The sequence below is a fragment of the Marivita sp. GX14005 genome (assembly GCF_023370775.1).
Taxonomy (GTDB): Bacteria; Pseudomonadota; Alphaproteobacteria; order Rhodobacterales; family Rhodobacteraceae; genus Marivita.
The window spans coordinates 122286-146880 of sequence record NZ_JAMCCQ010000001.1 but is presented as its reverse complement, the minus strand read 5'-3'; the positions used below and the strand labels follow the sequence as shown (position 1 = coordinate 146880).

The window sequence follows — 24595 nt, the reverse complement described above, 5'->3', positions numbered from 1 at the left end:
CAAGAGCGGCGCCCCGAAGCAGAGTCGGGAAAGGTAAGACATGGCGACGAATTCTGGCGGCGACAGCAAAAACACTCTTTATTGCAGTTTTTGCGGCAAGAGCCAACATGAAGTCCGCAAGCTGATTGCCGGGCCGACGGTGTTCATCTGTGACGAATGCGTCGAGCTTTGCATGGATATCATCCGCGAGGAAACCAAGGGCGGCGGGCTGAAGTCGACCGATGGCGTGCCGTCCCCGCGCGAGATCTGCGATGTGCTGGACGATTACGTGATCGGGCAGGCGCTGGCCAAGCGGGTGCTGTCCGTGGCCGTGCATAACCACTACAAGCGGCTCAACCATTCGCAGAAATCCTCGGATATCGAACTGGCGAAATCCAACATCCTGTTGATCGGCCCGACTGGCTGCGGCAAGACGCTCTTGGCACAAACGCTCGCGCGCATTCTCGATGTGCCCTTCACGATGGCCGATGCGACCACGCTGACCGAAGCCGGTTATGTCGGGGAGGATGTGGAAAATATCATCCTCAAGCTGCTTCAGGCATCCGAATACAATGTCGAACGCGCGCAGCGTGGCATCGTCTATATCGACGAGGTCGACAAGATCACCCGCAAGTCGGAAAATCCCTCGATCACCCGCGATGTCTCGGGCGAAGGCGTGCAGCAGGCGCTACTCAAGTTGATGGAAGGCACGGTCGCTTCGGTGCCGCCGCAGGGCGGGCGCAAGCATCCGCAGCAGGAATTCCTGCAGGTGGATACTACCAATATCCTCTTCATCTGCGGCGGTGCCTTTGCCGGGCTCGACCGGATCATCAAGCAGCGCGGCAAGGGCTCTGCCATGGGCTTCGGCGCCGATGTGCGGGATGACAGCGAGGCGGGGATCGGTGAGACGTTCAAATCGCTGGAGCCCGAGGATCTGCTGAAATTCGGCCTGATCCCGGAATTCGTCGGCCGCTTGCCGGTGATCGCGACGCTCGAGGATCTGGACGAGGATGCGCTTGTCATCATCCTGACACAGCCCAAGAACGCGCTGGTCAAACAGTATCAGCGTCTCTTCGAGCTGGAAAATACCACGCTCACCTTCACCGATGATGCGCTCAGCGCTATCGCCAAGCGTGCCATCGAGCGCAAGACCGGCGCGCGCGGGCTTCGCTCCATCCTCGAGGATATCCTGCTCGATACGATGTTCGAACTGCCGGGCATGGATGACGTGGTCGAGGTGGTCGTCAATGAAGAGGCGGTCACATCCGATGCCAAGCCGCTGATGATCTACGCCGATCAGAAGAAAGAGCCGGCAACAGCGGGTTGATCTCGACTATAATGAACCGATGGAAAAGGGGGGTGCGTGCATCCCCTTTTTTCCATTTAAAGCAGCGGAAGAAAGCCCACCGCTGCGGCATAGCTGCGCTGGACCTTGGGGCGAAAACCGCCCTATAAGGGCGCAAACGAAAACCCGAGGAGTCGTCCATGGGCCTTATGAATACCCTCCTGCGCAGCGTGACTTGGTGGAACAGTCAGACGCTGGGAACGCAGTTCTACACATGGCGCAAAGGCGAAAAGGTCGGCGAGGATACGCAAGGCAACGTCTTTTACCGCTCAAAGGACGGCAAACGGCGCTGGGTGATCTACAACGGCGAGATCGAGGCGAGCCGCGTCGATCCCGATTGGCACGGATGGCTGCATCATACATTCGACGAATTGCCGAGCGAGCGGCCCTTGCCCAAGAAGCCGTGGGTCAAACCGCATCAGGAGAACCTGACCGGCACTGCGCTGGCCTATGCGCCCGATGGATCGATCCGCCGCCCCGTTCCGGCGGAGCGGAAGGATTACGAGGCGTGGCGCCCTGAATAGGGTGCTGCCATTCGTCCGGGGGCAGGTGCGCGTGATGTGGAGACTTCCCGTGATCGCAGTCTTCGGCCTCGCTGCCGCCGTCGCGGGGGCGCAAATTGCGACCGATACCGGAACCGGGGTGACGGTGCGGGCGCTGGACAAGCTGACCGGGCAGGTGAGCGATGTGGAAATTCCCGCGCGCCAATCGCAGCGCGTCGGTCGGATCGAGATCACGGCGCATGAATGTCGCTATCCGCAGGGCAATGCAGCGGGCGAGGCCTATGCCTCCATCACAGTTCGGGAAAACGGCGATGACCTGCCGGCCTTCGAGGGATGGATGATCGCGTCCTCGCCGGCGCTCAACGCGATGGATCACCCCCGTTATGATGTCTGGGTGTTGCGCTGCACCACGTCCTGACCGGATGAAGCGAGCGGCACGCTTTCGAAATCGGCCGCGTGGCGCAAGGCTTTGGACAACCGGCGATGATAGTCGCTGCGCGAAATCTCGACCGCGCCAAGCGACGCGAGATGATCGGTGAGGAATTGCGTGTCGAAGAGGACGAACCCGGCACGGCGCAGCAGATCGACCAGCCAGGCCAGCGCGACTTTCGACGCATCGCGTTCGTAGGAGAACATGCTCTCACCACAGAAGACCGCGCCCACGGTGACGCCATACACTCCGCCGACCAGACGATCCGTATCCCAGACCTCGACCGAATGAGCCGCACCGCGCGCGTGTAATTCGAGATAAAGCGCACGGATTTGCGGATTGATCCAGGTTTCCGCGCGATCGGCACAGGCGTCGATCACATCGTCGAAGCAGCGGTTGCGCGTGACCTGAAACCGATCCCGGCGCAACGTCTTGGCCAGGCTGCGCGAGATATGAAAGCCATCGAGCGGAAAGATTCCCCGCCGATGCGGATCGACCCAGAACAGCTCTGGATCGTTCCGATGTTCCGCCATGGGAAACACGCCGGCGCGATAGGCCTTCAGAAGCAGATCAGCGGTCACGCTCATCGCAAGCGCCTCGGGTCAATGCGCGGGGCGGGTTATCCCTCGGGCGCAGCATAGGTGCGTTCGAGCCAGCGTTCGAGCCAGTGGATGTTGTAATTGCCGCTCTGGATATCGGGATCTTCCAGCAGATCACGGAAAAGCGGCACCGTGTTGTCCACGCCGTCCACGATCAGCTCGCCCAGCGCCCGCGACATGCGCGCGAGGGCCTCGTCCCTGTCGCGGCCATGCACGATGAGCTTTCCTATCAGGCTGTCATAATAGGGCGGAATCGAATAGCCGTCGTAAAGGGCACTGTCCATCCGCACGCCAAGCCCGCCTGGCACGTGATATTGCGTGATGCGGCCGGGGGAGGGGGAGAAGTTCGGCAGCTTCTCGGCATTGATCCGGGCTTCGAGCGCGTGTCCGTTGATGCTCAGATCGTCCTGGGTGAAGGACAGCGGCATCCCCTCGGCGACGCGGATCTGTTCGCGCACCAGATCGACGCCGAAGATCGCCTCCGTCACCGGGTGTTCCACCTGCAGGCGGGTATTCATCTCGATGAAGTAGAACTCGCCGTTCTCGTAAAGGAATTCAATCGTGCCGGCGCCGGCATAGTTGATGCGAGCCACAGCATCGGCGCAGATCTTGCCGATCCGCGCGCGCTCCTCTTCGGTGATGGAGGGGCCGGGCGCCTCTTCGAGCACTTTCTGGTGGCGGCGCTGCAAAGAGCAATCGCGTTCACCGAGATGAACGGCGTTGCCTTTGCCGTCGCCGAAGACCTGCACCTCGATATGGCGCGGGGTGGTCAGGTATTTCTCGATATAGACTTCGTCATTGCCGAAAGCCGCTTTCGCTTCCGATCGCGCCGTCTGGAACGCGCGCTCCATCTCCGAGGCGTTCTGCGCCACTTTCATGCCGCGCCCGCCGCCGCCGGCGGTGGCCTTCACGATGACAGGATAGCCGATCTCGGCGCCGATCGTCTGCGCCGTTTCCAGATCGGTCACGGCACCGCCGGAGCCTGGCACGCAAGGCACGCCAAGCGCCTTGATCGTTTCGATCGCGGTGATCTTGTCGCCCATGATGCGGATATGTTCTGCGGTCGGGCCGATGAATGTCAGCCCGTGATCTTCGACGATCTGCACGAAACGGGCATTTTCCGACAGGAACCCGTAGCCCGGATGTATTGCCTGCGCGCCCGATATCTCGCAGGCCGAGATGATGGCCGGGATCGACAGGTAGCTGTCGGTCGATGAAGGCGGACCGATGCAGATCGCCTCATCGGCCATGCGCACATGCATGGCGTCGGAATCGGCGGTGGAATGGACGGCGACGCTGGCGATGCCCATTTCGCGGCACGCGCGAATGACGCGAAGGGCGATTTCGCCGCGATTGGCGATCAGGATTTTATCGAACATGGCACCCCCCGATTATTCGAGGATCACGAGCGGCGCGCCATATTCTACGGGCGCCCCGTCTTCGACGAGGATGCGCTTGACCGTGCCTGAGCGCGGCGCAGGAATGTGGTTCATCGTCTTCATCGCCTCGACGATGAGCAGCGTGTCGCCTTCGTTGATCTGCTGGCCGACGGAGATGAAGGCCGGCGCGCCCGGTTCGGCTTGCATGTAGACGGTGCCGACCATCGGCGAGGTGACGGCGCCGGGGTGATCGGCCGGATCTTCCGGCGTCGTGGGGGCAGGAGCGGCGGATTGAGCCGGGGCCGCGATAGCGGCGGGCGCGGGCGCCGGGGCAGCCGCGATGGTCGGTGCAGCTTGGGCAACTCGGCTGACGCGGACGTTGAGACTGTCATCCTCGCCATATTCGCGTTTGACCTGAAGCTCCGTCAGATCGTTCTCGCGCAGCAACTGCGCCAGCGCCTCGATGAAGGCCACATCCTCGTTGTGCTTGTTCTTCGTCATGCCGTTCCTCGCCCGGTTCGTTGTCGCCGCCTATCCGCGCCCGCGATGCGTCGCACCGTCAGGTCGCTTTGCCGATAGGCACCGCCCGAAATTGATGTCTTTCCTTGCACCGATTGAGCCACGGGAGCAAGGGTAAGCGGGCGAGGAATATGTCAAGGAGCGCCTCAAAAGCGGACCAAACCCCTTGTTCAGCGCAACCCAGGGTCGGTTTTGCGATCATAGGGGTTCGAGGGCGGCGCGGCATCGCCCTTGGTTTGCGCCGCCTTTGCCTGTTCCTCGATCAGGGCCGAGATCTGCATCTGCACCGCCGAAGGCGGCGCGGCAGGCGCGGCGCTTTCAGTCGCGCCATCGCTCTCGGTGCACAGAGCAGGTGTTTGCGGTGCGGGCGCGACGAGCGCGTTTTCAGTGCAATGCACATCCGGTTTGCGTGCGACCGGCGGAACCAGGCTGGAGCCTTGAGGAATTGACGGCATGGTAGTGTCCTTTCGACATGACGCCCCGCACCCCCAAAGCCTAGCAGAACGACGCAGCCTCCGCATCGCCGATCTACCCCGGATTTGACTCGAATGATCGCGAAATCGTCTGCTCAGATCGCGAGATATTCCGCGCGCAGCGACTCGTTCTCCAGCACCTCCTGCGCCGTTCCATCGAACACGATGGAGCCGGTATCGAGGATGATCGCCCGGTCCGCCAGTTGCAACGCCCGCACCGCGTTCTGTTCGACGAGGATCGTCGTCATCCCCTGTTCCTTGATGTGGCGCAGGGTCTTCTCGATCTCGTCAACGATCACCGGGGCCAAGCCCTCATAGGGCTCGTCGAGCAGCAGCACCTTGATGTCGCGCGCCAGAGCGCGGGCGATGGACAGCATCTGCTGCTCGCCGCCCGAGAGCGTAACGCCCTCCTGCTTGCGCCGTTCGCCAAGACGCGGGAAAAGATCGTAGAGTCGTTCGATGGACCAGCCGATCGGCGGTGCGATCTGCGCCAGTTGCAGGTTTTCCTCGACCGTGAGGCCAGGGATGATGCAGCGGTCTTCCGGCACGAGCCCGAGGCCGACGCCCGCCGCTTCATGGCTCTTCATCCTTTGCAACGGCTGGTGATCGAGCCAGATCTCGCCGCGATTGACCTGCGGGCTGTCCATCCGCGCGATGGAGCGCAGCGTTGTCGTCTTGCCGGCGCCGTTGCGGCCCAGAAGCGCGAGGATCTCGCCTTCGTGGACGTTAAAGGAAATGCCCTGCACGATATAGCTTTCGCCGTAATAGCTGTGCATGTCCCAGACCGACAGGAAGGCGGGGGCCGTTTCGGCCATGTTGGCATGTTTTGAAAAATCGGGTTTGACGTTCATGGCTGTGCGTCCTTTCGCGGATCAGGCGGCTTCGCCGAGATAGGCTTCCTTGACCTTCGGATGGCCCTTGATGTTTTCCGGCGTGTCCTCGACCAGCGGCGTGCCCTGCGCCAGCACGGTGATCCGTTCGGCAAGGGAGAACACGACATGCATGTCATGCTCGATGATCGCGATGGTGATGTTGCGCTTGTCCTTGATCTCTTTCAGCAGGTCGATCGTGTTGTTCGTATCGGCCCGCGCCATGCCGGCGGTCGGCTCGTCGAGAAGCAGAAGCTGCGGCTTCTGCACCAGGCACATCGCCATTTCCAGCCGCCGCTTATCGCCGCGCGACATGGAGGCGGAATGCATGTTCCGCTTGTCGAGCATGTTGACATCCTCCAGCATCTGCTCGGCCTGATCGCGCAGCTCGCCCTCGCTGGCGACCGACCGGATACCGTGAAGCGCGAAGACACCGTCGCGCCGTGCGAAGCAGGGGATCATCATGTTCTCGATCACCGTCAGATCGCCGAAGATCTCGGGCGTCTGGAACACGCGGGAAATGCCCATCTGATTGATTTCGAAAGGCGTGCGTCCCAGCACCGACTCGCCCTTGAACAGGACCGATCCGGTATCGGGTATGAGCTTGCCCACGAGGCAGTTGAGCAGGGTCGATTTGCCCGCGCCATTCGGGCCGATAATCGCGTGGCAGCTGTTCTCCGCCACGCTGAGATTGACATCACCAAGCGCCTGCAGCCCGCCGAACCGCTTGTTCACATTCTTGACTTCGAGAATACCCATCGCGACGTTTCCTTATTCTGCGGGGTTTTGCTTGGCCGCTTCGGCCTCGGCACCGCCAGCATTGGCGCTGCGCCGCCGGAACACCGCCGCGATCTTCTGGCCGCCCTGCACCAGCCCGCCGGGCAGGAAGATCACCACCAGCATGAACACGATCCCGAGCGTCAGGTGCCAGCCCTTGCCGATGAACGGATAGATCAGCCCGACAACAACATCCTCCAGCCCGTCGGGCAGGAAGGCGAACCAGGTGTGCAGGATATCGGAATTGATCTTGGAGATGATGTTCTCCATATATTTGATCATGCCCGCGCCGAGAACCGGCCCGATCAGCGTGCCGACGCCGCCGAGAATGGTCATCAGCACCACTTCGCCGGAGGCCGTCCAGAACATCCGCTCCGCACCCGCCAGCGGATCCATCGAGGCCATCAGCCCGCCCGCGAGCCCGGCATACATGCCCGAGATCACGAAGGCTGCCAGCGTGTAGGGACGGGGGTTCAGGCCGGTATAGTTCAGCCGCTGCTGGTTCGATTTGACCGCCCGCAGCATCATGCCGAAGGGCGAACGGAAGATGCGGATCGACAGGTAGAAGGCGATCAGCATCACCAGCCCGCAGAAGTAATAGCCGAAGTTGAATGTAAAGACCCAGGCGCCGAAGGTCAGGTCCACACTGTCGCGCATCTCCATGCCGAAAAGGCTCGGCACCGGGATGTTGCCGCCCGCCGCCGCCGCGTCGAGAATACGCGGATCGTCAAGCGCGAGTTGCAGCCCCGTCTCGCCCCCGGTGATCGGGGTGAGCACCGAATAGGCCAGCGCGAAGGACATCTGCGCGAAGGCCAGCGTGAGGATCGAGAAATAGATTCCCGACCGGCGCAGGCTGACATAGCCGATGACAAGGGCGAAAAGACCCGCCGTGATCACCGCCAGAATGATCGCCGGGATCACGTTCATGCTCAGCAGCTTGAACATCCACACCGCCGCATAGGAGCCGACGCCGAGAAAGGCGGCATGTCCGAAGCTCAGATAGCCGGTGAGGCCGAAGAGGATGTTGAAGCCGATGGCGAAGATGCCGAAGATCACGAAGCGCTGCATCAGGTCGGGGTAGCCCGCGTTGAACTGCGCCCAGCCGGACTCCGCCGGAAACGGGTTGAGAATGAATGGCGCGAAGACGATGAGCGCCGCGACGATGGCCAACAGGGTCGCGTCCTTCCGGTTCAATCCGAACATCGGATCAGTCCTCCATCACGCCCTTGCGGCCCATCAGGCCGCGCGGACGCGTCAATAGAATGATGATGGCAACAAGGTAGATCACGACCTGGTTGATGCCGGGAACGATGGCGATGACCTCGCGCATCGAGGCGAAGCTTTCGAGAATGCCGAGCAGGAACCCCGCAAGCACCGCGCCGGGCAGCGATCCCATACCGCCGACGACGACGACCACGAAGCTGAGCACCAGAAAATCCATGCCCATGTGGTAATTCGGTGAATTGATCGGCGTATACATCACCCCCGCAAGCCCGGCGACCGCGGCGGCGAGGCCGAACATGATGGTGAACCGCTTGTCGATATTGATGCCCAGAAGCCCGACGGTTTCGCGATCCGCCATGCCGGCGCGCACGACCATGCCGAAGGTGGTGAATTGCAAAAAGGCGAAGACCGCGCCGATGATCACCACTGCGAAGGCGAAATAGACGAGCCGCCAATAGGGATAGATGATCGTGCCCGGATCGAAGCCGATCAGCGCGCCGAAATCGAACGATCCGACAAAAGCCGAAGGGGCAGGGGTCGGGATCGGGTTGGCACCGTAGTAGAACTTGATGATCTCCTGCAGGACGATGGCGAGACCGAACGTCACGAGGATCTGATCGGCATGGGGGCGCTTGTAGAAGTGCTTGATCAACCCGCGCTCCATGATGACACCTATGCCGATCATCACCGGGATGGCGAAGAGGATCGAAAGCGGCACCGCCCAGTCGATGATCGTCGCGCCGAGATTCTCGCCGAAGATGTCGTAGGCGTAAGGCACCTCGCGCATCTTGGGATTGCCGAGGAAGTCGACCTCGCCGGGCACCGCGACCTGATGGCTCAGGCTCAGCAGGCGCGACAGGGTGACGGCGCAGAACGCCCCGATCATGAAAAGCGCGCCATGCGCGAAATTCACCACGCCGAGCGTGCCGAAGATGAGTGTCAGGCCAAGCGCGATCAGCGCATAGGCCGAGCCCTTGTCGAGCCCGTTGAGAATTTGCAGGATTATCGCGTCCATCGCCCCGTCCCTTGTGGCAATTCAGTGCAAACGGCGGTCCGGGCAGGCATGATGCCCGCCCGGAGACACGTTCACGCGCCGTTGTTGCAGGTGCCGAGCGCACCGCCCGCGAATTGCGGGTGATCGGGAGCGTATTTGACCTGATCGACCGGCGTGACCTCGACGATTTCCAGAAGGTCGAACTCGGATTCCGGGTTCTCTTTCCCCTTCACGACAAGCACGTCCTTGAAGCACTGGTGATCCTCGGCCCGGTAGAGCGTGGGACCATTGCCCATTCCGTCGAACTCGAACCCTTCGAGCGCCTCGACCACCGCGCAGGGCGCGAACGAACCGGCCCGCTCCACCGCATCGGCATAGAGCAGCGCCTGGACGTAGCAGGTATGCGCCGCCTGAGACGGCGGGAAGCCGTATTTCGTGCCGAAGGATTTGACGAAGGCCTGCGAGCCTTCATCCTGCAGCGACCAATGCCAGTTGGTGGAGCCGAAGATCCCCTTGACGTTCTCGCCCGCGCCCTTGGCCATCAGGCGTGAATAGAGCGGCACGACGATTTCGAACTGCTTGCCGTTGACCATCCGGTCGCGGAGGCCGAACTGCACTGCGTTGGTCAGCGAATTGACCATGTTGCCGCCGTAATGGTTCAGCACCAGCACATCGGCGTCCGATTGCAGGACCGGCGTAATGTAGGACGAGAAATCGGTCTGCGTCAGCGGTGTCAGGACGGTGCCGACGGTTTCCCAGCCCATCGCTTCGGTAGAGGATTTCACCGCCTCTTCGGTCGTGTAACCCCAGTTGTAATCGGCTGTCAGGTGATAGGCCTTCCGGTCCTTGCCGTAATTGGCGGCCAGCACCGGCGCGAGCGCCGCGCCGGACATGTAGGAGTTGAAGAAATGGCGGAAGCCGTTGGCCTTCTTGTCCTTGCCGGTGGTGTCGTTCGAATGGGTCAGGCCGGCCATGAAAATCACGCCGGCTTCCTGGCAAAGGGCTTGCACCGCAACCGCGACGCCCGAGGAAGAGCCGCCGGTGATCATCACCGCGCCGTCCTTTTCGATCATCGACTTCGCCGATGCGCGGGCTGCATCCGATTTGGTTTGAGTGTCGCCGGTGACGTATTCGACCTTCTTGCCGAGAATGCCGTTGCCCTTGAGCGCCTTTGACGAGAAGGTGTTCATCATCCCGCCATCGCCTTCGCCGTTCAGATGCTCGACGGCCAGCTCATAGGCGCGCAGCTCGTCGGCACCCTCTTCGGCATAGGGGCCGGATTGCGGCACATTGAAGCCGAGCGTCACCGTCGATCCGGTGGGTGCGTTGGTGAAACCGCTGTCCTGCGCGCGCAGATAGGTCGGCAGCGTCAGCCCGGCGCCGGCAACAGCGCCGGTCTTGAGCACGCCGCGACGTGTCAGGTTCCCTTTGGTCATATTATCCTCCCAATGAATGTGAACGCGCGGCTCTCCCTTGCCGCGGTTCGGCACTTATGTGCTAAGCGATTATCCGCTATGCATTGAAAACATGGCAATAACTGCTTTAGGCCGCAGGATTTTTCTGTCAAAAAATGAACACTGCATTGCAGAAATTTGTAAATTACTTTCTACTGCGCCGCAGAAAGCAGTTGAAAGAACCGGAAAAATGCCGACCTCGCGCGATACTCTGACCGGCAGTCGCATCCGTGAAAAGCGGATCGTGGCCGGCCTCAAACAATCCGAGCTTGCGCGCCGGGCAAATATCTCGCCATCCTATCTCAACCTGATCGAACATAATCGCCGCAGAATCGGCGGAAAGCTGCTGATCGATCTGGCGCAGGCACTACAGGTCGAGCCGGTCACGCTCACCGAAGGGGCGGAGACCGCGCTGCTGGCCAATCTGCGCGAGGCCGCGACCGATGGCGATCTGCCGGAAAGTGAGCTTTCGCGGATCGAGGAGTTCGCCGGCCGCTTTCCCGGCTGGGCCCGGCTTCTTGCCGACAACAGGCGCCGAGTGGAATCGCTCCAACGCAGCGTCGAGGCGCTGACGGACCGCCTGACGCATGACCCGCACCTGGCCGCATCGCTGCACGAGATGCTCTCGACGGTGACGGCGATCCGCTCGGCGGCCTCCATTCTTGCGGAGCCGGGCCAGATCGAGCCGGAATGGCAGCGCCGCTTCAACCGCAACATCTACGAGGACAGCGCGCGTCTGGCCGATAGCAGTCGCACATTGGCGCAATATCTCGAAAAGGCCGATTCCGATGCGACCGAGACCAATGCACCGCAGGACGAGGTGGATGCCGTGCTGCTGCGCGCCGGGTTCCATTTGCCGGCGCTGGAAGGTCCAGGCGCATCGGTCGACGCGGCCATGGAGGAGCTTGGCGCGGGCCTGTCGCAGTCGGCGCGCTGGCTCTTGCAGCGCGCGCTGGTGCGCTATGCCGACGACGCGCGCGCGATGCCGCTGGGCCAATGCGCCGAGGCGATTGCCCAGACCGGAAGCGATCCGCTGGCGCTCGCCCTGCGGCTGGACGTCGATGTCGCGCGCGCGATGCGGCGGCTGGCGCATTTGCCCGACGATATGCTGGACGCGCCGGTCGGGCTGGCGATCTGCGATGGATCGGGCGTGACGACCTATCGCAAGCCGCTGCCGGAATTCCCGCTGCCCCGGCTCGGTGCAGGTTGCGCGCTCTGGCCGCTGTATCGCGCGCTGACGCGTCCGATGATGGTGCTGTTCGAACTGGTGCAGCAATCCTCGCGCACCGGCGCGCGGCACAGGGCGATCGCCGTCTCGCAACCCGTCCAGCCCGCGCGGCTGGGCCAGGATGCGCTTTTCGAAAGCCATATGCTGATCGTGCCGGAACGCGGCGCGGACACGCAGGAGGCGGTGCGCCCGGTGGGGTTGACCTGCCGCATCTGTCCGCATCCCGGTTGCGAAGCCCGGCGCGAGCCCTCCATTCTGATCGCATCGAATACGCACAGGTTTTGACACTCCGGCTCTGTCAGGGTTTAGTTGAATCGCGAGGCAGGAGGCGCGAAGAACACTCCGCCCGGTAACGGCACCAGGGGAGGGTGTGCATGAACAAACAGGTCTTGCTGGTCGAGGACGAGCCGAACATCATCGAGGCGATCAGCTTCATCCTGTCGCGCGATGGGTGGGTCGTCAAAACCCATTCGAACGGTGCCGATGCCGTCAGCGCCGTTCTGGATCGCAAACCTGATGTGCTCATTCTCGATGCGATGCTGCCCGGCAAGAGCGGCTATGACATCCTGCGCGAATTGCGCGCCGATCCGGCAACGCGGAAACTGCCGGTTCTGATGCTCACCGCGCGCGGTCAGGTGAAGGACCGCGAGATCGCGGAGCGCGCCGGATGCGATGCGTTCATGAGCAAGCCCTTCTCGAATGCCGACATGCTCGAAACCGTGAGATCCCTGGCCTCGAAATGACCGGCCCGGCGGACAGGCCCGGACCGCCGCCCGTCTTTCACGAAAAGCGCACCTATCGCCGCCGCCGCCTCATCGATGCCGCGCGCATCGCTCCGGTCGCCGTCCTTTTCCTGTGGCTGTTGCCACTGATCTGGCCGCAGACCGAAGGCACCGGACTGCGCAGCGCAACCGCGCTCGTCTATATCTTCACCGTCTGGGCGCTGGTGATCCTGTGCAACCTCGTTCTGTCGCGCCGTCTTGGCAGCGGGCCAGAGCGGGACGAGGACGCGCCGCCATGACGACGTTCAACATCCTCGTCGCGGTCTGCGCGTGTTATGTGCTGTTCCTCTTCGCCGTGGCCTTCGCCGCCGACCGGATGGCGATGCAGGGTCACAAGCCGTGGCTGCGCTCGCCGCTCATCTACACGCTGTCGCTGTCGATCTACTGCACCGCCTGGACCTTCTACGGCGCGGTCGGATCGGCGGCTCGAACGGGTTTCGAATATCTGACGATCTATCTCGGCCCGACGCTGGTGATGGTCAGCTGGTGGTGGCTCCTGCGCAAGCTGATCCGCATCGGCCGGACGCAGCGTATCACATCCATCGCCGATCTCATCTCCTCGCGCTACGGCAAGTCGAACCTGCTGGCTGCCGGGGTCACGCTGCTCGCGGTAATCGGCACAACGCCCTATATCGCGCTGCAACTGCAATCGGTGACATTGTCGTTCTCGGTTTTCGTGCCCGAGGCGTCCACGGCACCGGATGCGCAGAACGGGACGCTGGCGCTGTATCTGTCCATCGGACTGGCGGTTTTCACCGTGCTTTTCGGCACGCGGAACCTCGATGCCAAGGAACGCCATGACGGGGTTGTCATGGCCATTGCCGTTGAAGCGGTGGTCAAGCTGGTGGCGCTGATGTCGGTGGGGATCTTCGTCGTCTGGGGTATCTCCGGCGGCGCGTCAGAGGCGCTGGCGCGGATCGATGCGTCGGAGTTCGGCGGCTGGCAGATCGACCGCAGCCGATGGACCGGACTGATCTTTCTCTCCGCTGCCGCGTTCCTGTGCCTGCCGCGCACCTTTCAGGTGCTGGTGGTGGAGAACAGCAACGAAGGCCATCTGCGCACCGCAAGCTGGGCCTTTCCGCTCTATCTCGGGCTGATGAGCCTTTTCGTCGTGCCCATCGCTGTTGCCGGGCTGGACCTGTTGCCGGAGGATGCCAATCCCGATCTGTTCGTCCTGACCATCCCGCTGCATTTCGGGCAGGACAGCCTTGCCATGCTGTCCTTCCTCGGCGGGTTCAGTTCAGCGACCTCGATGGTGATCGTCGCCGCGATCGCGCTGTCGACCATGGTGTCGAACCATATCGTCATGCCGATCTGGCTGCGGCTCAGCACGCGCGGCGCGAGCGTGTCAGGCGATGTGCGCCATGCGGTCCTGATGGCGCGGCGCGTTTCCATCGTGGCCGTCGTGATGCTGGGCTATCTCTATTACCGCGCCTCCAGCGGCGGCGAGGCGCTGGCGGCCATCGGGCTGGTATCCTTCTGCGGGCTGGCGCAGGTGCTTCCGGCAATGCTCGGCGGTATCTTCTGGCGTGGAGCGACCCGCGCGGGCGCCTTTGCCGGTCTGACGGCGGGGTTCGCCACCTGGCTCTACACGCTCTACCTGCCCAGCTTCGGCGCGGGATCGATCCTGCCGGTGTCGGTGATCGAATTTGGGCCGTTCGGGGTGGACTGGCTCAAGCCGGATGCGCTGTTCGGCATTTCCGGGCTCGACAGGCTGATGCACGCGCTGCTCTGGAGCATGACCTTCAACGTCGCCGGCTTCGTCGCGGTCTCGCTGCTGACCTTTCCGTCGCCGCTCGAACGTCTGCAGGCGGCGCAATTCGTCAATATCTTCGATCATTCCGCCAGCACCCGAAGCTGGACCGGCGGGGTGGGGCAGGCCGAGGATCTGATGGTCATGGCCCAGCGCATCCTCGGCGCGGAAGAAGCCCGCGCACTCTTCTCGCGCCACGCGCGCCTTCAAGGGGCGAAGGGCGATCTGCCCTATCCAAGCCCGGATTTCCTCGAAGTGCTGGAGCGCGAGTTGTCGAGTTCCGTCGGGGCGGCGACGGCCCATGCGATGGTTGGGCAGATCACCGGCGGCATGGCCGTTTCGGTCGAGGATCTGATGGCCGTGGCCGACGAAACGGCGCAGATGCTCGAATATTCGGCGCGGCTCAAGGAGAAGTCGGAGGAGCTCAGCCGGACCGCGCTGGAGCTTCGCAACGCGAACCAGAAACTGACCCGTCTGTCGATCCAGAAGGACGCCTTCCTCAGCCAGATCAGCCACGAGTTGCGCACGCCCATGACCTCGATCCGCGCGTTTTCCGAAATCCTGCGCGATACCGACGGGCTGCAAAGCGCGGACCAGTCGCGCTATGCCTCGATCATCCATGACGAGGCGCAGCGGCTCACCCGGCTTCTGGACGATCTGCTCGATCTCAGCGTCGTCGAGAACGGTCAGGTCAATCTCAATCTGCGCGAAGGCATGCTCGGCGATGTGCTCGACCGTGCGGTCGCGTCGGCGGCCATCGGCGAGGACGGCGCGCGCTTCCGGATCGACCGCGTGCCGGAGGACGAGACGATCCTGCTGCATACCGATCTCGACCGCCTTGCGCAGGTCTTCATCAATCTCATCTCGAATGCGCGTAAATATTGCGATGCGCCCGATCCAGGGCTGACCATCCGCGTGAGCCGCGAGAACAGCGCTGTCATCATCGATTTTCAGGACAATGGCAGCGGCATATCGCCCGAAGCGGCCGATATGATCTTCGAGAAATTCGCCCGCGTGAGCGATCAGAAGGCCGGCGGTGCAGGCCTTGGCCTTGCGATTTGCCGGCAGGTGATGGCGCGGCTGGGCGGCAGCGTCGATCTGGTTCCGGGCGGGGAGGGCGCGACGTTCCGCGTGGTTTTGCCCGGGCCCAGGGCGATGGCGGCGCAATAATCCGCCAAATGCTATATTCGCTAAGCCATTGGTAACGATTTGCCCCCATAAGCAGAAATAGGCGGTTAGAAGGGCAGCTTGCAAGCCATGTCGGAGGCGGAATCGGTTCTGGAACGAAAGGCGCGGGCGCAGCGCAAGGCGCACGATATCGGCGCCATGGCAGTGCCGCGCGCGCTCGGGCGCAGCCTGTCCATCGCCGCCGACGCGCTGTGGGGGCTCGGCTGCACCGCGACGGTGCAAAGCGATGTCCCTGCCTCGCCGGAACGCGCGGTCGAGGCGCTGTCTTCCGATAATCTGCTCATCGTGATCGCGGCGGAGGATCGCCCTTGCGGACTTGTCGCGCTCAGCCGGGAGATCGTGACCGGCCTGATCGAGGTGCAGACCCTTGGCAAGGTCACGCGTATGCCGCTCGATGATCGCCGCTTTACCCCGACGGATGGGGCGATGATGGCTCCCTTGATCGAGGCGGCCTTGCCACGCTTCGCCTCCATGCTGGCCGGTCAACCGGATTTGGCGCATCTCCAAAGCTTTGCCTTCGCCGCCTTCGCCGAGGATCGCCAGACCGCCGGTCTCGCGCTCGATGCCGCCACGTATCGGGTCTTGGGATACGACGTATCACTGGCTCAGGACACGCGCCGCGGTCACGCGACGTTCCTCTTCCCCGAGCCGGACAAGCCATCTTCGGCCAAGAGCGGGCAGCCAAGGGAAGGAAAACACGCGGCGGAACTGCGCCTCGTTCCCGCCCGGATGCAAGCTGTTCTGACGCGTATTCATATACCGCTGGAAAAGGCGCAGGCGCTCAAGCCCGGCGATCTCCTGCCGATCTCGGGCGCAGCACTCGCCTCGACGATGCTGGTTGTGGATGGCGGGCATGTCGCCGCGCGCGGCAAGATGGGGCAGATGAACGGCTTTCGCGCGGTGCGCATCGGCGGGCAGGAAAGTCCGCTGCATCCGCCTGTGGCCGCCCAACCGCCCGAAAGCCCCGCGCTCCCGCAGACGAGCGGCACTGACGCGGCGCCACTGAAAACGGCGGATCTCACGATCGATACGTCTTTCGAAACAAGCCCCGGTGAGCTTGCCAGGACGCAGCCGGATGGAAGCTAGAGCAAGACAATTCAGCCACCGTCGACGCCTTTTCGCCGGGACAGGGGCAGCGCGGCGGCTATTTTTCCGTCGCTGTCGCCTTGGCAATGGCCTCGATGGTCGGGCGCAAGCCCGACAGATCGTAGCCGGCGCTTTTCGCCTGGTGCAGGATGTCATCGGTCGGCATTTCGCCCGCACGGCCCAAGGCCCAGATCACGGTGGAGCGCGTGCCGGAGGCGCAATAGGCCAGCACCGGGCCATCGGACTCGGCTATGATCCCGGATTGCTGCAAGATCCGGTCCGGCGTCATCGTCTGATGGGTGATCGGCAAAAGCTCGAAGTGCAGGCCTGCGGCCTCGACGGCGCTGCGGATGGCATCCGCCTGCTGCGCGGGGGGCACTTCGGCATCGGGCCGGTTACAGATGACGGTGGTGAACCCGGCGGCCTTGATCGCGGCGGCATCGCCGGCTTCGATTTGAGGCGAAACGCTGTAGCGGCTGCTGATCTTTCGAATATCCATGCCGGTGTCCTACTTCGCCCCCGCGGCGCTGTCCAGCGGCGGGGCCGTTTCGGACCTCAGCCGGTATCGAAAACGGATTGCCTTTTCGGCTTTGCCCGGACTAGCTGGTTATATGCCCGATCCCGTGTTCCAGCGCATCGCCCTTTACCACGTCCCGGATGGACCACTGGGCAATTTTGGGGCAGATTGGCTTGGGTGGGACGCACGGTCCGGGACAGTCCGCGAAAGTGCGACCCCCGATCACTGGACGAGCCGCGCGCGGCGCTACGGGTTTCATGCCACGCTCAAGGCACCGTTCCGGCTGGCAGACGGAGCGACCCTTGCGCAAGCCGCAGCCCTTTCCGAGGCACTGTCGCAGACACTCAGGCCGGCCACGATCGGCGATCTCGAACCGCGATGGCTCGGGCGCTTTCTGGCGCTTGTGCCTGTGCAACCGACGAACGCGATCCGCGATCTGGCCGCCCAGTGCGTCCGGGCGCTGGAGCCGTGTCGCGCTGCGTTATCGCCCGCCGAGGCCGAAAAATACGCCGCGCGCGATTTGCCGCCGGAATTGCAGGCCAATGTAAACCGTTGGGGCTATCCGCATGTGATGGACGCGTTCCGCTTCCATCTCACGCTCACGGATCGCCTGCCGAAGGCGGATCGTGCAGCGGCTCAAGCGGCGCTTTGCCTGCCGCCCGAGAGACTTGGTTACCGGCTTTCGCATATCTCTCTGATGGGGGAGGACACAGGCGGCTACTTCCACGAGATCGCGCGCTACGCGCTCGCGGACCGCCCGGAAGGATCGGCGAGGTGAGTCAGCACGTCGTCCTTGCCGATCACGCCGATGGGGGTACCGTTTTCGATCACGGACAGGTCACCGGAGCTTGCCGAGAGCCGCGCCATGACTTCGTGCATGGTGGCATCTGCGTCTACAGTGTCGCCGCCGCCAGTGCCGTCGCGCATGACATCACGCGCGCGCAGCACGCCGAGAGGATTCATGTGATGCACGAATTCGGCTACGTAATCGCTTGACGGATTGCGGAAAATCTCCTGCGGGGTTCCGCTTTGCACGATCCGGCCGCCTTCCATGATGGCGATGCGGTTGCCGATCTTGAACGCTTCGTCGAGATCGTGGCTGACGAAGATGATTGTCCGTTTCAGCTTCGCCTGAAGATCCAGCAAATCGTCCTGCAGCTTCGTCCGGATCAGCGGATCGAGCGCCGAGAAGGGCTCGTCCATGAGCAGGATCGGCGCATCCGTGGCAAACGCCCGCGCCAGCCCGACACGCTGCTGCATGCCGCCCGAAAGCTCGGCGACCTTGTGATCGGCCCATTCGGACAGGCCGACAAGCTCGAGCTGCGCGGCGACGCGCTTCGCCCGTTCGGCCTTTGGCACACCGCCAAGCTCCAGCCCAAGCCCCACATTCTCGCGGACGCTGCGCCAGGGCAGAAGGCCGAATTGCTGGAACACCATCGCGACATGGCGCAGGCGGATCCGCCGCAAGGTCGCGGCATCGGCATGGGTGACATCGACCATTCCCTGCCCGTCGTGAACCCGCACGCTGCCCCGCGCGACGGGGTTGAGCCCGTTGACAGCGCGCAAAAGCGTGGACTTGCCCGAACCGGAAAGGCCCATGAGCACGAGAATCTCGCCCTCCGCCACGTCGAGCGTGCAATCGTGCACGCCCAGCACCTGGTTGGTTTCGGCCTGGATCTCGCTCCGGCTCCGGCCCGCATCCATCAGGGTCAGGGCGCTTTGCGGCTTGTCGCCGAAAACAATCGAAACATGATCGAACGCAACGCGGATATCGCTCATTTGCGGCGCTCCATCCGCAACATCCGGTCGAGGATGATGGCCACGACGACGATGACGAACCCGCTTTCGAACCCGCGTGCGGTGTTCACCTGGTTGAGCGCGCGCACCACGGGCACGCCCAGCCCGTCCGCCCCGACAAGGGCCGCGATCACCACCATCGAAAGCGACAGCATGATCGTCTGGTTGAGGCCCGTCATGATCTGCGGCAAGGCCGAGGGCAACTCTACCTTCCACAAAAGCTGCCGCCGGGTTGCGCCGAAGGCCTGTGCCGCCTCGATCAGCGGCAGGGGGGTAGAACTGACGCCGAGATGGGTCAGCCGGATCGGCGCCGGCAACACGAAGATCACCGTCGCGATCAGCCCCGGCACCATGCCGATGCCGAAAAAGACGATGGCCGGGATCAGGTAGACGAAGGTCGGCAGCGTCTGCATCAGGTCGAGCACCGGGCGCATCCACGCATAGAGGCGAGGCCGATGCGCCACGGCGATGCCGATCGGCACACCGATCCCCATGCAGACGACGCAGGCCGACAGCACCAGCGTCAGGCTTTCCGTGGTTTCTTCCCAATAGCCCTGATTGATGATGAACAGCAGCCCCAGAGCGACGAAAAGGCTGACCTTCCAGCTGCGCTGAAGCGCCCATGAGAGCGCGACGAATAGCGCCACGACGATCAGAGGATTGGGCGTTTGTAACAGCCAGAGCAGCGCCTCGATCATCGCATCGAGCCCGTCGGAGACCGCATCGAAAAAGAAGGCCCCGTTGCGTTCGAGCCATTCGAACCCGTCCCCGGCGATTTTTCCCACCGGGATCTTGTTATCGGTCAGCCAGTCCATGCCACGCCCCCGTCATCCGCCGGATCGGCGCGAAGCCTTGGCCTCGCGCCGTCGCAGGATCAATCCAGCAGAGCCTTGCTCGCCGTTTCGAAAGCGTCATTGCCGTCTGCGTCCTTGACCCCTTCGAGCCATGTCCGCAACGTATCGGGGTTCTGCGCGATCCAGTTTTCTGCCGCCTCGCGCGGCTCCTCGCCATCGTTGAGGATGCCGCTCATGATCTCGTTTTCCATCGATAGGCTGAACTCCAGGTTGTTCAGCAGCTTGCCGATATTCGGACATTCCTCGACATAGCCCGCGCGCGTGTTCGTGTAGACGGTGGCGCCGCCGAAATTCGGGCCGAACCAGTCATCGCCGCCGCTCAGATAGGTCATGTCGAAATTCGCGTTCATCGGATGCGGCTCCCAGCCGAGAAACACCACCGGCTCGCCCCGCTCATCGGCGCGCGCAACCTGCGCCAGCATCCCCTGTTCGGAGCTTTCGACCACTTCGAACCCCTTGAGCCCGAACGCGTCGGCCTCGATCATGTCCATGATCAGGCGATTGCCGTCATTTCCCGGCTCGATACCATAGATTTCGCCCTCCAGCGCCTCGCGATTCGCGGCGATGTCCTCGAAACTGTCGATCCCCAGGTCCGCAGCCGCCTTGTTCGCCGCAAGCGTATATTTCGCGCCTTCCAGGTTGGCCCGCACAACGTCCACCGTTCCGGCCTCCCGATAGGGGGCGATGTCGGCCTCCATCGTGGGCATCCAGTTTCCAAGGAACACATCCACATCGCCCTCGTCGAGCGCGGTGTAAGTCACCGGCACCGACAGCACCTTGATATCGGTCTCATAGCCCAACGCGTCGAGCACCGCCGTCGTCGCCGCCGTCGTGGCGGTGATATCGGTCCAGCCGACATCGGAAAAGACGATCTCTTCGCAGTCGGCCGCCGCCATGCCCGCCGCGCAGATCGCCGCGATGGAAAGTGAGGATTTCAACATGATGTGCAGTCTCCCTGTCAGGTCTCTTGTTTGTTGATTGACGAGTCAATAAAAAACGCCATACGGTCCGGCCCATCCTCACACCCGGAGAAAAACGTGCCGAAGCTCGGAATGGAGCCTATACGCCGCGCGGCGCTGGTTAAAGCCACGATTGCCCAGATCGGCGAGACGGGTTCGCTCGACGTAACCGTCGCGCAGATCGCGCGCCGCGCCGACATGTCCCCGGCGCTGGCCCATCACTATTTCGGCGGCAAGGATCGCATTTTCCTTGCCGCGATGCGCCATATCCTGTCGCTCTATGGCGCCGAGGTGCGCCGTGCCCTGAACTGTGCCGAAGGCCCGCACGCCCGGATCGGGGCGATCCTGCGTGCCAGTTTCACCGACACGCATTTTTCGCGCGAGGTGATTTCGGCCTGGCTGAATTTCTACGTCCTCGCGCAATCGAGCGAGGAGGCGCGCCGTCTCCTGACGGTCTACCAGCGCCGGCTCCATTCGAATCTCGCGGCCAGTCTGCGCCCCCTCATCGGTTCGGAAGCCCCGGACGCCGCGCAGCGTCTCGCCGCCCTCATTGACGGTCTTTACCTGCGCGAGGCGCTGACCCGGCGCGCGCCTTCGGGCGAGGACGCGCTGCGCCAGACGCGCGCCGCGCTGGAGCAGGAGCTTTCACTTTCCGGCAAGGATATTGCGCGATGACTCATGACACCCAGCCCAAGGCGAGCCATTTCGTGGACGGCGCCTATCTCGAAGACAAGGATGGCGCCGCGTTCCCCGTCATCTACCCGGCCAGCGGCGAAAGGATCGCCACGGTCCACAGCGCCACGCCCGCCACGATCGACCGCGCATTGGACGCGGCAAGTCGTGCCCAAAAGGACTGGGCCGCGATGACGGGCGCCCAGCGCGGCCGCATCCTGCGCCGCGCCGCCGACCTGATGCGCGAACGCAACCGCGAATTGTCGGTGCTTGAGACCTATGACACCGGCAAGCCGCTGCAGGAAACGCTGGTCGCCGACGCCACTAGCGGCGCCGACGCGCTGGAGTATTTCGGCGGTCTGGCGGCCAGCCTGACCGGGGAGCATATCCAGCTCGGCCAGGATTGGGTCTATACCCGCCGCGAGCCGCTGGGCGTCTGCGTCGGGATCGGCGCGTGGAACTACCCGACCCAGATCGCCTGCTGGAAGGCCGCGCCGGCCCTGGCCTGCGGCAACGCGATGGTGTTCAAACCGTCCGAGACAACACCGCTCTGCGCGTTGAAGGTGGCGGAAATCCTGCATGAAGCAGGCCTTCCCGCGGGTGTCTTCAACGTCGTGCAGGGGGCGGGCGAAGTGGGCGCGGCGCTCGTCACCGATCGGCGCGTCGCCAAGGTTTCCCTCACCGGATCGGTGCCGACCGGCAAGAAGGTCTATGCCGCCGCCGCAGCCGAGATGAAACATGTCACGATGGAACTTGGCGGCAAATCGCCCTTGCTCGTTTTCGACGATGCCGATCTCGACAACGCCGTCGGTGGCGCGATCCTGGGCAATTTCTACTCGTCCGGACAGGTCTGTTCCAACGGCACGCGGGTCTTCGTGCAAAAGGGCATCAGGGGCGCTTTTCTCGACCGGCTATCGGAACGGCTCGCCGGCGCAGTGATCGGCGATCCGCTGGACGAGGCGACCAATTTCGGCCCGCTTGTCAGCGACGCACAGATGAAGATCGTGCAGGATTACATCGCGAAGGGCGAAGCCGAAGGCGCGCGGCTGGCCTATGGCGGCAAGCGGCTGGACCGCGCCGGCTTCTATCTGGAGCCGACTGTCTTCGCCGATGTCACCGACGACATGACCATCGCGCGCGAGGAAATTTTCGGCCCCGTCATGGCCGTGCTCGATTTCGACACCGAGGAAGAGGCCATTGCCCGCGCCAATGCCACCCGATACGGCCTCTCGGCAGGCGTGTTCACCCAGAACATCACCCGCGCCCACCGCGTCATCGCAGAGCTTCAGGCCGGAACCTGCTTCATCAACTCCTATAACGACGCCCCCGTCGAGGCGCCCTTCGGCGGCGTGAAACTCTCGGGCGTCGGGCGCGAGAACTCGAAAGAGGCGGTCCACCACTACAGCCAGCTCAAATCCGTCTATGTCCGCATGGGCGATGTGGAGGCGCCGTTCTGACGATGCGATTTCCTGCCTTCTTCTCGTTTCAAATACTCCCGCCGGAGGCGTCCGCAAGGTGACGCAAGCTCCAACGGCCGATTACGTCATCGTCGGCGCGGGCTCGGCGGGCTGCGCCATCGCCTGCCGCCTTGCCGAGGCGGGCAGGTCGGTGATCGTCATCGAACATGGCGGCTCCGATGCCGGGCCGTTCATCAACATGCCCGGCGCGCTCAGCTACCCGCTCAACATGAAGCGCTACGATTGGGGCTATCGCACCGAACCCGAGCCGCATCTGGGCGGGCGGCGGCTGGCCTGTCCGCGCGGCAAGGTGATCGGCGGGTCCTCCTCGATCAATGGCATGATCTATGTGCGCGGCCATGCGCGCGACTTCGACCATTGGCGCGACCAGGGTGCGGCGGGCTGGGGCTATGCCGATGTTCTGCCCTATTTCCAGCGGCTTGAGAACTGGCATCACGGCGGGCATGGTGGCGATCCCGATTGGCGCGGCAGCGGCGGTCCGCTGCACATCACGCGCGGGGCGCGGGACAATCCGCTGACCCGCGCCTTTGTCGAGGCAGGGGCGCAGGCGGGATACGGGATGACCGGCGATTACAACGGTTACCGGCAGGAAGGCGTCGGGCCGTTCGATATGACGGTCTGGAAAGGCCAGCGGTGGTCTGCGGCGAAAGCCTATCTGCGGCCTGCGTTGAGAGGAGGAAACTGCAAGCTCGTCAATGGCTTCGCCCGGCGCGTGACATTTGAAAACACGCGCGCCACCGGGGTCGAGATCGCGCGCAAGGGGCGTATCGAGACGATCCGGGCAAACCGCGAAGTGATCGTGACGGCCTCTGCGATCAATTCGCCCAAGCTGCTGATGCTCTCGGGCATCGGGCCGGCCAAGCAACTGAAAGAGAACGGCATTCCGGTTCTCGCTGACCGCTCAGGGGTTGGCCGGAACTTGCAGGATCATCTGGAGGTCTATGTGCAGGCCGCTTCCAGTCAGCCGGTCAGCCTTTATCGCTACTGGAACCTGATGGGCAAAGCCTATGTCGGGGCGCGCTGGATGCTGACGAAAACCGGGCCGGGTGCCTCCAACCAGTTTGAATCCGCTGGATTTATTCGCTCGCGCGCCGGGGTCGACTATCCCGATCTGCAAATCCACTTCCTGCCCATTGCAGTGCGCTATGACGGTCAGGTGGCGGCCGAGGGCCACGGGTTTCAGGCCCATGTCGGGCCGATGCGGTCGCCCTCGCGCGGTCAGATCACGCTGCAATCGGGCGATCCGAAGGACGATCCGCGCATTTTCTTCAACTACATGAGCGATCCGGATGACTGGATCACCTTTCGGCAGGGCATTCGACTGGTGCGCGAGATCTTCGCGCAGAACGCGTTCAAGCCTTATTACAAGCACGAGATCCAGCCCGGCGAGGCCGCGCAAAGCGACGACATGCTTGACGAATTCATTCGCGATCATGCTGAAAGCGCCTATCACCCCTGCGGCAGTTGCAAGATGGGCGCAGTAGATGATCCCTTGGCCGTGGTCGATCCAGAATGCCGGGTGATCGGCGTTCAAGGTCTTCGCGTCGCCGACAGTTCGATCTTCCCGCGCATCACCAACGGCAATCTCAACGCTCCGTCGATCATGGTCGGGGAAAAGGCGGCAGATCACATTCTCGGCCGCCCTCCACTTGCGCCGGACGACCGTGCGCCGTGGGTGCATCCCGATTGGCAGCTTTCCCAGCGCTGAGCCGTACGGACCGTCCAGATGGCACGGC

Annotated in this window: 25 protein-coding genes; 12 read left to right on the top strand and 13 right to left on the bottom strand. The window is 63.2% G+C overall.

What is annotated here, in order from left to right; all coding sequences use genetic code 11:
• Positions 1-40: 40 nt before the first annotated feature.
• The 3 genes from clpX to M3465_RS00755 all read left to right on the top strand — a co-directional run bounded on the left by clpX (position 41) and on the right by M3465_RS00755 (position 2245).
• Positions 41-1306: an ATP-dependent Clp protease ATP-binding subunit ClpX gene (gene clpX, locus M3465_RS00765; RefSeq protein WP_249499796.1), complete on the top strand. Its 1266-nt coding sequence runs from the start codon at positions 41-43 to the stop codon at positions 1304-1306.
• A 158-nt stretch (positions 1307-1464) separates the two neighbouring features.
• Positions 1465-1848 (top strand): NADH:ubiquinone oxidoreductase subunit NDUFA12, encoded by a 384-nt coding sequence (locus tag M3465_RS00760; protein ID WP_249499795.1) that lies wholly within the window; start codon positions 1465-1467, stop codon positions 1846-1848.
• Between the two features lie 34 nt (positions 1849-1882).
• Positions 1883-2245 carry a DUF2155 domain-containing protein gene (locus tag M3465_RS00755; protein WP_249499794.1) on the top strand — a complete coding sequence of 121 codons (363 nt, stop codon included), beginning with the start codon at positions 1883-1885 and terminating at the stop codon, positions 2243-2245.
• Here the strand turns inward: M3465_RS00755 and aat are convergent.
• The 9 genes from aat to M3465_RS00710 all read right to left on the bottom strand — a co-directional run bounded on the left by aat (position 2209) and on the right by M3465_RS00710 (position 10527).
• Entirely contained in the window at positions 2209-2844 is a 636-nt protein-coding gene (aat, locus tag M3465_RS00750) for a leucyl/phenylalanyl-tRNA--protein transferase (protein ID WP_249499793.1), read from the bottom strand. The two genes, M3465_RS00755 and aat, sit on opposite strands and share 37 nt — an antisense overlap.
• 32 nt (positions 2845-2876) lie before the next feature.
• Positions 2877-4235: an acetyl-CoA carboxylase biotin carboxylase subunit gene (accC, locus tag M3465_RS00745; RefSeq protein WP_249499792.1), complete on the bottom strand. Its 1359-nt coding sequence runs from the start codon at positions 4233-4235 to the stop codon at positions 2877-2879.
• Between the two features lie 12 nt (positions 4236-4247).
• Entirely contained in the window at positions 4248-4736 is a 489-nt protein-coding gene (gene accB / locus M3465_RS00740; protein ID WP_249499791.1) for an acetyl-CoA carboxylase biotin carboxyl carrier protein, read from the bottom strand.
• A 188-nt stretch (positions 4737-4924) separates the two neighbouring features.
• The gene (locus M3465_RS00735) at positions 4925-5209 is read right to left on the bottom strand and encodes a hypothetical protein (protein WP_249499790.1); all 285 of its coding nucleotides are present in this window, start codon (positions 5207-5209) and stop codon (positions 4925-4927) included.
• A 113-nt stretch (positions 5210-5322) separates the two neighbouring features.
• Complete coding sequence (locus tag M3465_RS00730; RefSeq protein WP_249499789.1) at positions 5323-6078, bottom strand: ABC transporter ATP-binding protein; 756 nt, start codon at positions 6076-6078, stop codon at positions 5323-5325.
• Between the two features lie 21 nt (positions 6079-6099).
• The gene (locus M3465_RS00725) at positions 6100-6855 is read right to left on the bottom strand and encodes an ABC transporter ATP-binding protein (RefSeq protein ID WP_249499788.1); all 756 of its coding nucleotides are present in this window, start codon (positions 6853-6855) and stop codon (positions 6100-6102) included.
• A 12-nt stretch (positions 6856-6867) separates the two neighbouring features.
• A complete protein-coding gene (locus M3465_RS00720; protein ID WP_249499787.1) occupies positions 6868-8076 on the bottom strand; it encodes a branched-chain amino acid ABC transporter permease in 1209 nt (402 codons plus the stop codon).
• A gap of 4 nt (positions 8077-8080) precedes the next feature.
• Entirely contained in the window at positions 8081-9112 is a 1032-nt protein-coding gene (locus tag M3465_RS00715; protein ID WP_249499786.1) for a branched-chain amino acid ABC transporter permease, read from the bottom strand.
• 71 nt (positions 9113-9183) lie between these two features.
• A complete protein-coding gene (locus tag M3465_RS00710) occupies positions 9184-10527 on the bottom strand; it encodes a substrate-binding protein (RefSeq protein WP_249499785.1) in 1344 nt (447 codons plus the stop codon).
• A 208-nt stretch (positions 10528-10735) separates the two neighbouring features.
• Between M3465_RS00710 and M3465_RS00705 the strand changes: the two genes are divergently transcribed.
• The 5 genes from M3465_RS00705 (at position 10736) to M3465_RS00685 (ending at position 16582) form a co-directional block, all read left to right on the top strand.
• Positions 10736-12058 (top strand): helix-turn-helix domain-containing protein, encoded by a 1323-nt coding sequence (locus M3465_RS00705; protein WP_249499784.1) that lies wholly within the window; start codon positions 10736-10738, stop codon positions 12056-12058.
• Positions 12059-12147: 89 nt separating this feature from the next.
• Positions 12148-12516, top strand: coding sequence for a response regulator transcription factor (locus M3465_RS00700; protein ID WP_249499783.1), 369 nt, complete (start codon positions 12148-12150; stop codon positions 12514-12516).
• The gene (locus M3465_RS00695) at positions 12513-12794 is read left to right on the top strand and encodes a hypothetical protein (RefSeq protein ID WP_249499782.1); all 282 of its coding nucleotides are present in this window, start codon (positions 12513-12515) and stop codon (positions 12792-12794) included. Before M3465_RS00700 ends, M3465_RS00695 begins: the two co-directional genes overlap by 4 nt.
• On the top strand, positions 12791-15478 hold the full coding sequence (locus tag M3465_RS00690; RefSeq protein ID WP_249499781.1) for a sensor histidine kinase: 2688 nt from the start codon (positions 12791-12793) through the stop codon (positions 15476-15478). Before M3465_RS00695 ends, M3465_RS00690 begins: the two co-directional genes overlap by 4 nt.
• An 87-nt stretch (positions 15479-15565) precedes the next feature.
• On the top strand, positions 15566-16582 hold the full coding sequence (locus tag M3465_RS00685; RefSeq protein WP_249499780.1) for a FliM/FliN family flagellar motor switch protein: 1017 nt from the start codon (positions 15566-15568) through the stop codon (positions 16580-16582).
• Positions 16583-16640: 58 nt separating this feature from the next.
• Here M3465_RS00685 and M3465_RS00680 read toward each other — a convergent pair whose 3' ends face one another.
• Positions 16641-17081 (bottom strand): protein tyrosine phosphatase family protein, encoded by a 441-nt coding sequence (locus tag M3465_RS00680; protein WP_249499779.1) that lies wholly within the window; start codon positions 17079-17081, stop codon positions 16641-16643.
• A gap of 112 nt (positions 17082-17193) precedes the next feature.
• Between M3465_RS00680 and M3465_RS00675 the strand changes: the two genes are divergently transcribed.
• Positions 17194-17877, top strand: a complete 684-nt coding sequence (locus M3465_RS00675) for a DUF1045 domain-containing protein (protein ID WP_249499778.1) — start codon at positions 17194-17196, stop codon at positions 17875-17877.
• On the opposite strand, the gene choV is transcribed toward M3465_RS00675, so the two are convergent.
• Genes choV through choX form a run of 3 tightly spaced genes read right to left on the bottom strand, consistent with a single transcriptional unit; the run spans position 17838 to position 20691 of the window.
• The gene (gene choV / locus M3465_RS00670) at positions 17838-18878 is read right to left on the bottom strand and encodes a choline ABC transporter ATP-binding protein (RefSeq protein WP_249499777.1); all 1041 of its coding nucleotides are present in this window, start codon (positions 18876-18878) and stop codon (positions 17838-17840) included. The genes M3465_RS00675 and choV overlap by 40 nt on opposite strands.
• Entirely contained in the window at positions 18875-19711 is an 837-nt protein-coding gene (choW, locus tag M3465_RS00665; protein WP_249499776.1) for a choline ABC transporter permease subunit, read from the bottom strand. The genes choV and choW overlap by 4 nt, the downstream gene beginning before the upstream one ends.
• A gap of 59 nt (positions 19712-19770) precedes the next feature.
• Positions 19771-20691, bottom strand: a complete 921-nt coding sequence (gene choX, locus M3465_RS00660) for a choline ABC transporter substrate-binding protein (protein ID WP_283254891.1) — start codon at positions 20689-20691, stop codon at positions 19771-19773.
• A 111-nt stretch (positions 20692-20802) separates the two neighbouring features.
• Between choX and betI the strand changes: the two genes are divergently transcribed.
• From betI to betA, 3 genes are read left to right on the top strand one after another with little or no spacing between them, the layout of a single operon-like run.
• On the top strand, positions 20803-21384 hold the full coding sequence (gene betI, locus M3465_RS00655; RefSeq protein ID WP_249500830.1) for a choline-binding transcriptional repressor BetI: 582 nt from the start codon (positions 20803-20805) through the stop codon (positions 21382-21384).
• Positions 21381-22838: a betaine-aldehyde dehydrogenase gene (gene betB, locus M3465_RS00650; RefSeq protein ID WP_249499775.1), complete on the top strand. Its 1458-nt coding sequence runs from the start codon at positions 21381-21383 to the stop codon at positions 22836-22838. The genes betI and betB overlap by 4 nt, the downstream gene beginning before the upstream one ends.
• Positions 22839-22896: 58 nt before the next feature.
• Positions 22897-24567, top strand: a complete 1671-nt coding sequence (gene betA / locus M3465_RS00645) for a choline dehydrogenase (RefSeq protein WP_249499774.1) — start codon at positions 22897-22899, stop codon at positions 24565-24567.
• Positions 24568-24595: the final 28 nt, after the last annotated feature.

What these genes read in the sequence shown, in the direction of transcription:
- clpX (WP_249499796.1), top strand. Translation starts at nt 41, where the DNA reads ATGGCGACGAATTCTGGCGGCGACAGCAAAAACACTCTTTATTGCAGT.
- M3465_RS00760 (WP_249499795.1), top strand. Translation starts at nt 1,465, where the DNA reads ATGGGCCTTATGAATACCCTCCTGCGCAGCGTGACTTGGTGGAACAGT.
- M3465_RS00755 (WP_249499794.1), top strand. Translation starts at nt 1,883, where the DNA reads ATGTGGAGACTTCCCGTGATCGCAGTCTTCGGCCTCGCTGCCGCCGTC.
- aat (WP_249499793.1), bottom strand. Translation starts at nt 2,844, where the DNA reads ATGAGCGTGACCGCTGATCTGCTTCTGAAGGCCTATCGCGCCGGCGTG.
- accC (WP_249499792.1), bottom strand. Translation starts at nt 4,235, where the DNA reads ATGTTCGATAAAATCCTGATCGCCAATCGCGGCGAAATCGCCCTTCGC.
- accB (WP_249499791.1), bottom strand. Translation starts at nt 4,736, where the DNA reads ATGACGAAGAACAAGCACAACGAGGATGTGGCCTTCATCGAGGCGCTG.
- M3465_RS00735 (WP_249499790.1), bottom strand. Translation starts at nt 5,209, where the DNA reads ATGCCGTCAATTCCTCAAGGCTCCAGCCTGGTTCCGCCGGTCGCACGC.
- M3465_RS00730 (WP_249499789.1), bottom strand. Translation starts at nt 6,078, where the DNA reads ATGAACGTCAAACCCGATTTTTCAAAACATGCCAACATGGCCGAAACG.
- M3465_RS00725 (WP_249499788.1), bottom strand. Translation starts at nt 6,855, where the DNA reads ATGGGTATTCTCGAAGTCAAGAATGTGAACAAGCGGTTCGGCGGGCTG.
- M3465_RS00720 (WP_249499787.1), bottom strand. Translation starts at nt 8,076, where the DNA reads ATGTTCGGATTGAACCGGAAGGACGCGACCCTGTTGGCCATCGTCGCG.
- M3465_RS00715 (WP_249499786.1), bottom strand. Translation starts at nt 9,112, where the DNA reads ATGGACGCGATAATCCTGCAAATTCTCAACGGGCTCGACAAGGGCTCG.
- M3465_RS00710 (WP_249499785.1), bottom strand. Translation starts at nt 10,527, where the DNA reads ATGACCAAAGGGAACCTGACACGTCGCGGCGTGCTCAAGACCGGCGCT.
- M3465_RS00705 (WP_249499784.1), top strand. Translation starts at nt 10,736, where the DNA reads ATGCCGACCTCGCGCGATACTCTGACCGGCAGTCGCATCCGTGAAAAG.
- M3465_RS00700 (WP_249499783.1), top strand. Translation starts at nt 12,148, where the DNA reads ATGAACAAACAGGTCTTGCTGGTCGAGGACGAGCCGAACATCATCGAG.
- M3465_RS00695 (WP_249499782.1), top strand. Translation starts at nt 12,513, where the DNA reads ATGACCGGCCCGGCGGACAGGCCCGGACCGCCGCCCGTCTTTCACGAA.
- M3465_RS00690 (WP_249499781.1), top strand. Translation starts at nt 12,791, where the DNA reads ATGACGACGTTCAACATCCTCGTCGCGGTCTGCGCGTGTTATGTGCTG.
- M3465_RS00685 (WP_249499780.1), top strand. Translation starts at nt 15,566, where the DNA reads ATGTCGGAGGCGGAATCGGTTCTGGAACGAAAGGCGCGGGCGCAGCGC.
- M3465_RS00680 (WP_249499779.1), bottom strand. Translation starts at nt 17,081, where the DNA reads ATGGATATTCGAAAGATCAGCAGCCGCTACAGCGTTTCGCCTCAAATC.
- M3465_RS00675 (WP_249499778.1), top strand. Translation starts at nt 17,194, where the DNA reads ATGCCCGATCCCGTGTTCCAGCGCATCGCCCTTTACCACGTCCCGGAT.
- choV (WP_249499777.1), bottom strand. Translation starts at nt 18,878, where the DNA reads ATGAGCGATATCCGCGTTGCGTTCGATCATGTTTCGATTGTTTTCGGC.
- choW (WP_249499776.1), bottom strand. Translation starts at nt 19,711, where the DNA reads ATGGACTGGCTGACCGATAACAAGATCCCGGTGGGAAAAATCGCCGGG.
- choX (WP_283254891.1), bottom strand. Translation starts at nt 20,691, where the DNA reads ATGTTGAAATCCTCACTTTCCATCGCGGCGATCTGCGCGGCGGGCATG.
- betI (WP_249500830.1), top strand. Translation starts at nt 20,803, where the DNA reads ATGGAGCCTATACGCCGCGCGGCGCTGGTTAAAGCCACGATTGCCCAG.
- betB (WP_249499775.1), top strand. Translation starts at nt 21,381, where the DNA reads ATGACTCATGACACCCAGCCCAAGGCGAGCCATTTCGTGGACGGCGCC.